A 9,150-nucleotide genomic window follows, 5' to 3' on the forward strand; every position below is an offset into this window, starting at 1 on the left:
CCACTACTGGGACTGTGTGTAATCCATACACCCAAACTAGTTCATCTCCAAGATAGACTTGAAAGCAAACTACAACTACTAGCAAAAATCCTAATCCCAGATATGGCATCGGTAATTTTTCTGTGTTGTTAGAACGAATCACATAACGCCAACCAGTGAGAGCAGCGATGATTCCTGAGAGAGACCAACCAATTAATGTATGTAAGTTTAAGATAGGTTGAACTGCTTCATAAGGTTGTGCCAGACCAGCTTCAAACTGACCAAATATTATGGCAATAAAAATAGAAATGGTGGCAAAAAACATATTCCACCAGCTTACTTCATATAAACGAAAATTACGAGTGAAGTAACCAATAATGTCACATAGGAAGGCAAATAATACCATCGCAATTACGAAGTGGACAACAATGGGATGTATTGTATCTGGATAGGGTAAATTGTGTTCGTTTAAAAGTGGTAGATACTCCCACATAGTCTTCTCCTTCAATAGATAAGTATATATGCGTGAAAAAAAATTAAACTTTACGAGTTACTTCAGACAAATATTTTCATCAATTTTTTCTCATAACGTTCTACTTGAATTTAAAGAAGATATCTATTTTTAACCGTATCAATACTCACAATTTTCCCAGAAAAATACTCGATTCTTTTTTTTTTGATGAAAGTTAAAAATCTCTGTAGTGAAGATAACATTATTTTCTTTAGATTTGACGCTTTGTCATAATTAACTGTACTATTTTTATTCTGAAAATGTAAAAAAGCTCAGAATCTGTAGGTTGAGAAATCCTAGAAATTATATCTCTTTTCTGTAACGCCTATATAGCTTAATATTAAAGAATTATGAGTTTATAAATAAAGGGGATTATCAATCGGACTTTCTCTCACGAGCTTTCCACGTTAAATACTATAAAAGCTAGCTGTTTAATTAAAATGTAAGACTGCATTATTCTCTATCTTGCTAAAATACTGTAACTAAATTTACAGAAAAATTTAGGTAGCCCCGGGATGAATGCCAATCAATTTTGGGGTTCATAAAGATAATATGTTAAATTTTAATATCGCCATCTAAATCTGAATTGTAAGTGTAAACCTATAGGCAACAAGCAACAGGCAACAGAGAAGAAGGAAAAAACTGTATCTTATGAATATCATAACCACCATATTTTAGACTTTTAGGGAGTAGTAAAATTCTCACCTCTGATTCCTGATTGCTATAAGGAGTCGTGTAAGAATAACCTGAACAGTTTTTTTTAATGGAACCTAGATTTCACAATCTATTTCAGATCAAATTTGTAGAACTTATTTTTACATGACGCCTAAGTATATTTTTGCTACTCATACTAAATCTAATTATGAAAATTAAACTAAATAAATCCAATACTTTAATTAAATTTTCGGTTATTTTTTTTCTAGTTATAGGCATCTTCTTTCGTTTTGCAAATATAGATACAAAATCATATTGGAGAGATGAAGTCTTTTTTCCCCTTAAAAGGGGAGGCGCATACCCACAATTTATCGGTAAATAATAATTTTGATAGGAATAATATAAGGAAAAACTACCAAAGCTAACCCCATAAATGTAAACATAAAAATCAAAATAATCCAAATCAAAGGTGTTCTTTATGCTTAATTATTCAGTGTTTTAATTAACTGCAAAATCAAGAAAATTCCCAACGAAGACGCTGCACGAACGACTTGAACTTAGGAAGAACCAGAACCAAGTCAGTAGAATTTTTTGGGCGGGATCTGACGAGGAGCTGGCTGCTGGCACCGAAATATTAGCCATAGTTACCCTTAAAATCAACTTCTCAAATCAATTTGTCATAAGTTATACTGCCACAAAGAAAGCAAAACGCAAAAATAGAAAACTTTTGCCAGTGTCCTACACTTAATAGACATCTCCAACAATAAAAAATTAAATCAATTCTTATGGAGAAATTATCAATTATTTTTCCCAGTTAAGTGTTCCCAGTTAAGTGTTCCCTCTTTTCTGGAGATGTCTAATGTATAGTGCTATATTAATTAGCTAAATATTGACTACAAAATAAGTTTCAGGAATTAGGAATATTGCCCAATTCCTGATGATTAAATTAGACAGCAACTGCAGTAGTTAATGTTGCTGTTTCATGTTTTTTAATCCATTCAAAAACTCGATTCCATGCCCACCAAATATCGGCATCTTGGGCAAGTTTTTGACACGATCGATTACTAATATGAGCCACATGACCACCGTAACGAGTTACAATCAAATCGATGGCAGAATTATTTTTACAAGCAGCTTTTAAATCTGGCACAATTGTTGGGTCAAATAGTGGGTCATCTTCAGCATAAATAATCAATGTTTTTTTCTGAAGATTAGGCAAAAAATATAAGGGACTTGTTGCTTTATAGTAGGCTTCTACTGATGAGAATCCTAGTCCTTTGATAATAAATTCTTCATCAAATTTCCAGATAGAATCTGCTCGTTCAATTGCCTCTGGGTCTATACAATCTGGATGATGCTCGTGAATTAAGTAAACTAATTTTTTGAGGTTTTTACTAATTCCTTTATCCAAGTTTCTTCCTAAAGGATGACTATCTAAATAAGAGAGAGAACGTTGAGCTTCTAGACTGGGGCAAATAACTGCACAACCACCAATATCTGTTTCTGCTAATCCTAATTCTGGAGCCAAATTTTCTGCTACTTTTGCACCCCAAAGTGCTAGTTGTCCTCCTAAAGAATAGGCAGTAAACCAAAAATTTGGCGGACAACCCATTGCTTTTGCTTGAGCAGCAATATGAACAAAATCTTGCCCTTCATAAATCCCATCTGAAGTTAGAGTTGGTGATAGTAATGCTGTCTTGCCATGGGCACGCCAATCAAATAAAATAATGGCATAACCTTGAGCGTAAGCTTTGCGTCCTAATAGTTGTAAGAACCATTGATTATCTAGCTCTCCTGTAATTCCATAAGTCGCAATAATTGTACCTTTTGGGTTTTCTGGAATAGCCATCCAGCCAAAAATTGGCACATCATTTGCACCAATAAAAATTGTATCTTGGTAAGGAGGCTCAGGAAATGTAGTAGTCTCTTCCCAAAAACGGGGTATCCAAAACGCTGCATAAAGAGTCATTGCTAAACCATTTTTTAGGAACCATGGAGGAGTATAAGAAGGATGACCCATAGATCAATGTTAATCAAATAATACTTAAATTGGTTAATCAGATATTATATCAGTTAGTCATAATTATCATCTTCTAGTATTCAATAATCAGTAGTCAGTAGAAAGAGGTATGATTATCATTTTTTACTGTGAAACAATTTTATTTGAGCAAGTATACATCTGGTTAAAACCATTTTATTGACTAAATTATTCACGCCACATTCTTTTTTTTAAATGATAGAATATATATTTAATATAACCAGAATATATCCCTAGATAAATATGTTCTTTACAGGTAATTCAACCGTAAGCATTCAGCCGTCAGCTAGCCTCTTGCCTCCTGCGGAGGAGCTGCGCTAACAGCTATCAGCTATGAGTTATTAACTCATTATCTTGGAAGAAGGAATTAGTATTCAAAGACAATTAAAAGTTATGAATGAAATATTTCTCTCAACTAACCTTAGTCTTTACTTGATTCAAATAAAAGCTGAAGGCCGCAGTTACGACCCAGGAGGCTAGCTGAATGCTAATAGCTGAATGCTTACATTCAACCACCACTTATCTCTATGCTTTTTCTTATACTTAGCGAACCAGCCATTTCAGTTATCAGTTATCAGTATCTTCTACTGAATTATAATGCTAGGAAAATCCGATCTTTATAGGTAATTCAACCACCACTTATCTCTATGCTTTTTCTTATACTTAGCAAACCAGTCACAGATAATGTATAACAGGAAAGTTATTAACAACCAAATTAAATAAACAATTGGTAAATCATACCCAAATGCTTTTGGTTTCCAACTGATGCCTACTTGGGAGAAAGTAAAAGGTGTTAGACCATATCTAGACAAGGCAAATAAAATAGCAGTTATATGAATTAACCAAACGTGGATAATATAGAAAAATAATGGTTGCTGACCTAATATAATTAATGGTTTAAAATAACGTATGTTTGATTTTTCAAAATAATAAAGTAATAGGATGGCTAGAGGTAGTGTAATTAATAAATATAGTAAAGAAGGTGGATATTTATGACAATTGATAAACGATAGTAAGGTATCAGGAAAGCTAGACTGAATTGACCAAGGTTTCGGGTCGCCATAAATATTAGTTGCTCGAATAATAATAAAAGCAACGATCGTACTTAAACCTATTTTTCTTAATAGCTGAAGTCGCCGATATTTTTCCATTTCAAACAGCGTTCCGAAAGCATAACCTAATGCCATTACTGCTATCCAAGGAATCAGAGGATAGAGGATAAATAAGCGAAACCCAAAAATAGGTTCAATCATTGTGCGCTCGTGAAGTATTGCCCACAACCAACCAATATTTCCTAATTGCTTTGCTTGTACATTATCAAAAAGATTATGTCCGAGTATTAGCAAAATTCCAATTGTTGCTATTATCCGAGTAGGAAGATAAATTATTGCTGCCAAGAAAATCATCGAACAACCGATCGCCCATAATACTCCAGCAGTAGAAAAAATGTGACTCAGGTCAAACCTCCAGCTCAAACGCACTACTGTTAAGTCTAGAAAAATAAACCACAGACCTCGAAGTAATAAAAAGCGAGAAAGTTGTTGCTTGGTTTTGCCACGTTTGAGAGACAGATAAGCTCCTATTCCTGCTAGAAAAATGAATGTGGGGGCGCAAAGATGGGTTATCCAGCGTGTCAGAAATAGGGGAATATTTGTCTGGGTAAGGTCTAAGGGGTTAAAGTCAGCATTAGAGAAAAATGATCGTACATGGTCTAAGGTCATTAGCACCATTACAAGTCCGCGCAAAATGTCAATTGATATTACTCGTGGAATGCGGTCTTGATTTTGATTTTTAGAGTCTAATACCATTAGAATAAAGTTATAAATTATTAAGCCCCTCTTACCAAGGGGGTTGGGGGGATTAAACTCTTTTCTTTCCATATTGTAGTGTACCTCAATCAAAATTGCCGTCATCTTTTAATAAAAGTAGGTTGGGTAGAACCAAGTGAAACCCAACTAAAACACCTTTATGTTTTAGGTTGATTTTGGGTTTCCTTACCTCAAGGCAACCTACAAATACTATTTCAGTTATCAGTTCAATTTAATAAAAGTAGGTTGTGTAGAATCAAGTGAAACCCAAATAAAACACCTTTATGTTTTAGGTTGATGTTGGGTTTCGTTGCCTCAACCCAACCTACAAATACTAAAATGCTCGTAATTATTTGAGTGGATCTAGAGAGTCTTTATGCCACTTTTGATTTTCTTGTTGTTTGTATAAGTCGGCGACTTTTTTAAAGTCTGATATAGCTTTTTCGGTATCCTTTACATGAATTAAAAGAGAAAATTAGCGAAATTTTTGAGAATGCAGATAATTGGTTAGGGGGATTATTTAAACTGGAAAAATGGCTGTCAAAAGCTAAAAAATATTTTCCCGACGGACAGAAAACTATTAGCCGTTGGCTGGGTGAGATTATTACTTAAGTACCATAAATACAATAACTAAATGTAAGTTCATAATAGATAATTAAAATTAGATACAAAAAACAGAGAATTGTAGCACCCATCATAGCCTGACACTTGGATATAATATTGCTTATCATTAAGACTAAAATTAAAATAACTTCAACTAAAGTGGCAATGAATAAAGGCTGGAAAAAAGATTCTATCAATTGCATGAAAGATATTATTTGGGGGTATTTACATCGCACATAAGCTCTAGTAAACAGAGAAGTAGGTCTTAGACTTAGAATTCCATAGGCTACTGAAATTTTTTTCAGAACATATAAATTACCAATAATTATTACTATTGTAAGTATAATAGTCAGTACAATAACAATTTTTCTGTAATTAAAACGCATCAGTTTTTCCTTGAGTGATTGATAGTGGGAAGGTAGGAGCAAGAGTCAGGACACTCACTTCAGAGTTGTCAGAAACAAAGTAGGTAGATTAATGCAGTCAAATAACTCTCACTTACAATCTCTACCACCGTTTTAACAATAAAATTAAAATTGTTTTGCGGTTGAAAATTGAGGGGCGGGTTTATTCAATTTTAGGTGAAAAGTGATGAATTTATGGCTAAACCCGCCCCTACCTCCCCAAATCTCAATTCAATTATAATCCAGAAGGAGATAAATAAACCAAAGTTTATGATTGAAAATTATTGTCTTAATTTTAACGATCAAAAAGGAAAAAATAAAGCAACTATCTTTCAAAGTAAACTAGGAATTACTCTAGAAAATGTAGATATTCTAAAAAATGCAATTAAATAAGCTGCCCTTAATGAATCAGTTATTATTCGTCAAATCAATGAATATTGTATATATAATATGAAATTCTTTCTGAAAACTAATGTAGGAGAATCCCTAATTTTAGTTGCTTGGATAATTCGTACAGGGGAAGATTTTCCTAGATTAACTAATTGTTATCCTGTTAGTAAGTGAGGTATTCTGATGACTAGATTAAAAGAATTAGATATAGTGGCATTAACTGAAGATCGCCAAGCAAAGCATTTTGAAACAGAAAAACCTATTACTCTATATAAAGGACAAGTAGGAACAATTGTCATGGAATACGATAACAACGTCTTTGAAGTATAATTTTCTAATAATGACGAAACAACTTATGCAATGGAAACTGTTCCTGATCATCAATTAATGCTATTATTTTATGAATTAGTATAATAGCTGGGGAACGGAGTTCTATAGTGCAGCTTTGCAGATGCAATATCACTCCTTTTTAAACAAATACACAAACTAACCAAAAATGCAAGCGAGCAAGAATTTAACTTCTGACTTCTGACTTCTGACTTCTGACTTCACCTAGAGGCGATCGCAACTCTCCCACCATCTCTTGTATTTCCCATGGTGGAGGAACTGTCATCCGAGATACTACCAAAGTCACAACAAAATTCAATAACATTCCCACTGTACCGATACCCTGATCGGACAATCCCAAAAACCATGTTGGCATTCCATAGAATCTTACACCAATAATATAGATGGTTGTAAATACTAAACCAACTACCATACCGCTTATTGCTCCTTCCCGGTTAGTGCGCTTATCAAACACTCCCAAAATAATTGCTGGAAAAAAAGTAGCAGCACCGACACCAATTCCCAAAATTGCTATCTCAATTACAAAACCGGGGGGATTGATGCCGAAATAACCAGCAAAGGCGATTGCCAATACTACCATTATTCTGCCGAGCATTAATCTTTGTGACTCTGATGCTTCTGGGTTAATGAGGCGATAATAAACATCGTGAGCAATGGCACTAGAAATCACTAATAACAAACCCGATGCAGTAGACAAAGCAGCAGCTAACCCTCCTGTTGCCACTAAAGCAATTACCCAAGGAGCGAGTTTAGCTACTTCTGGAGTGGAGAGAGTAATAATATCTGGATCAAGAATAATTTCATTAGTCTCTGTATCTGGAGTCAACTGCAAACGACCGTCATTATTTTTATCGCTGAATTCTAACAAACCTGTATTTTGCCACTTTGTCGCCCAGTCTAACTGTTGCACCTCCTCCACAGTTTTGTTGTGTAAACTATCAATTAAATTGTATCGTGCAGAAGCAGCTAAAGCGGGAACAGTTGTCGCAAAAATGGCAATAAACAATAATGCCCAAGCTACAGAATATCTAGCTGCTCTCACGTTAGGTACAGTATAGAAACGAACAATAACATGGGGTAAACTAGCAATACCAACCATGCCAGAAATAGTTATGAATAGAACATCTAGCATGGTTGTTTTGGTGAAAGCAGCAGTATATTCGGGAAAACCTAAGTCAACCTGAACTTGATTTAGTTTTTCTACAATATCACCAAAAGTAAAAGCGAATTGTGGGAGCGGAATATTTGTCAGAATATTGCTAATGGCAATAGCTGGAATCAAATAAGCAACAATAAGTATAAAGTATTGAGCGACCTGAGTCCAAGTAATACCTTTCATTCCTCCTAATATGGCGAAGAAGGCAACTATAACCATACCGATGACAACACCAACTTCAATGGGGACTTCCAAAAATCGACTGAAGACAATACCAACACCTCGCATTTGCCCAACAACAAAAGTTATGGATATAATCAGGGCAGCAATAACCGCAACGATACGAGCAATATTAGAGTAGTAGCGATCGCCTATAAAATCTGGTAAAGTATATTTACCAAACTTTCGCAGATACGGAGCAAGGAGTAATCCCAAGAGTATATAACCTCCTGTTCCTGCTGCTGCATAATAAGAGCCATCATAACCTAAAATTGACAGTGCTCCTGCCATAGAAATAAATGAAATTGCAGACATAAAGTCCGCTGCTGTGGCAGCACCATTAGCAATTGCAGGTACACCTCGATCGGCAACAAAAAAGCCTTTACTGTCTTGGACTCGCGATCGCCACCCAATATATAGGTAAAGCATCAAGGAAATTGTCACGAAGATAAATGTCCAAGTTTCTGTATTCATAATTAGGGAGTAGGGAGTAGGGAGTAGGGAGTAGGGGAGTAAGGGAGTGGGAGAGCAGGGGAGCAGGAGAGATCCAGACACCTAGTCAGTCCAGTAGGGTGTGTTAGCGTTTGCGCAGCATTCCGTAGGAAAGCGTAACGCACCGTTTTTTTAGGAAAGCATAACTCATTATTTATAGAATTCAGTATATAGATTTGCATTTTCAAGTCTCATTATTTATTTCCGATAAAATTTGTACAATTTTCGGTTTTAAGTCTGGTAAGTTATATTCTACTACATTCCAAACTTCATCCAAGTTTATTCCAGCATAGTTATGAATCAAGACATCTCGAAATCCAGCAATTCTTCCCCAGGGAATATCTGAATAACTTTGTCTTAATTCTGGAGAAAGCAGTTTGACTGCTTCTCCTATCACTTCAAAACAGCGAATCACTCCATCTTGAATCAAAGATGATTGTAAAAATTCTGTTTTTCCTCCTTTTGTGTAAACCTCAATGCGACTGAGGCGATCGAGGATATCTTTTCAACAATTAATAATTAATTATTAATAATTTACCTCTCCTTGA

7 protein-coding genes are annotated in these 9,150 nt (G+C 34.9%); 2 read left to right on the forward strand and 5 right to left on the reverse strand.

Going from position 1 to position 9,150, the window contains the following annotated elements:
* The 3 genes from F6K22_RS20945 to F6K22_RS20955 all read right to left on the reverse strand — a co-directional run.
* The coding region (locus tag F6K22_RS20945) for a DUF2231 domain-containing protein (RefSeq protein ID WP_293102138.1) at positions 1–472 on the reverse strand (472 nt) is incomplete at its 3' end.
* Between the two features lie 1,618 nt (positions 473–2,090).
* On the reverse strand, positions 2,091–3,164 hold the full coding sequence (locus tag F6K22_RS20950; protein WP_293102141.1) for a YheT family hydrolase: 1,074 nt from the start codon (positions 3,162–3,164) through the stop codon (positions 2,091–2,093).
* Between the two features lie 635 nt (positions 3,165–3,799).
* Complete coding sequence (locus F6K22_RS20955; RefSeq protein WP_293102144.1) at positions 3,800–4,990, reverse strand: acetyltransferase domain-containing protein; 1,191 nt, start codon at positions 4,988–4,990, stop codon at positions 3,800–3,802.
* A gap of 1,277 nt (positions 4,991–6,267) precedes the next feature.
* Between F6K22_RS20955 and F6K22_RS42295 the strand changes: the two genes are divergently transcribed.
* Complete coding sequence (locus F6K22_RS42295; RefSeq protein WP_363274043.1) at positions 6,268–6,390, forward strand: DUF6883 domain-containing protein; 123 nt, start codon at positions 6,268–6,270, stop codon at positions 6,388–6,390.
* 180 nt (positions 6,391–6,570) lie between these two features.
* A complete protein-coding gene (locus tag F6K22_RS20960) occupies positions 6,571–6,717 on the forward strand; it encodes a DUF4926 domain-containing protein (RefSeq protein ID WP_293102146.1) in 147 nt (48 codons plus the stop codon).
* 184 nt (positions 6,718–6,901) lie between these two features.
* Here F6K22_RS20960 and F6K22_RS20965 read toward each other — a convergent pair whose 3' ends face one another.
* Together F6K22_RS20965 and F6K22_RS20970 are read right to left on the reverse strand one after the other, a co-directional pair.
* Positions 6,902–8,584, reverse strand: coding sequence for a sodium:solute symporter family protein (locus F6K22_RS20965; protein WP_293102149.1), 1,683 nt, complete (start codon positions 8,582–8,584; stop codon positions 6,902–6,904).
* A gap of 202 nt (positions 8,585–8,786) precedes the next feature.
* Positions 8,787–9,101 carry a HepT-like ribonuclease domain-containing protein gene (locus tag F6K22_RS20970; protein ID WP_293102152.1) on the reverse strand — a complete coding sequence of 105 codons (315 nt, stop codon included), beginning with the start codon at positions 9,099–9,101 and terminating at the stop codon, positions 8,787–8,789.
* Between the last annotated feature and the right edge of the window lie 49 nt (positions 9,102–9,150).

It is taken from the genome of Okeania sp. SIO2F4 (assembly GCF_010672385.1).
Lineage (GTDB): Bacteria > Cyanobacteriota > Cyanobacteriia > Cyanobacteriales > Microcoleaceae > Trichodesmium.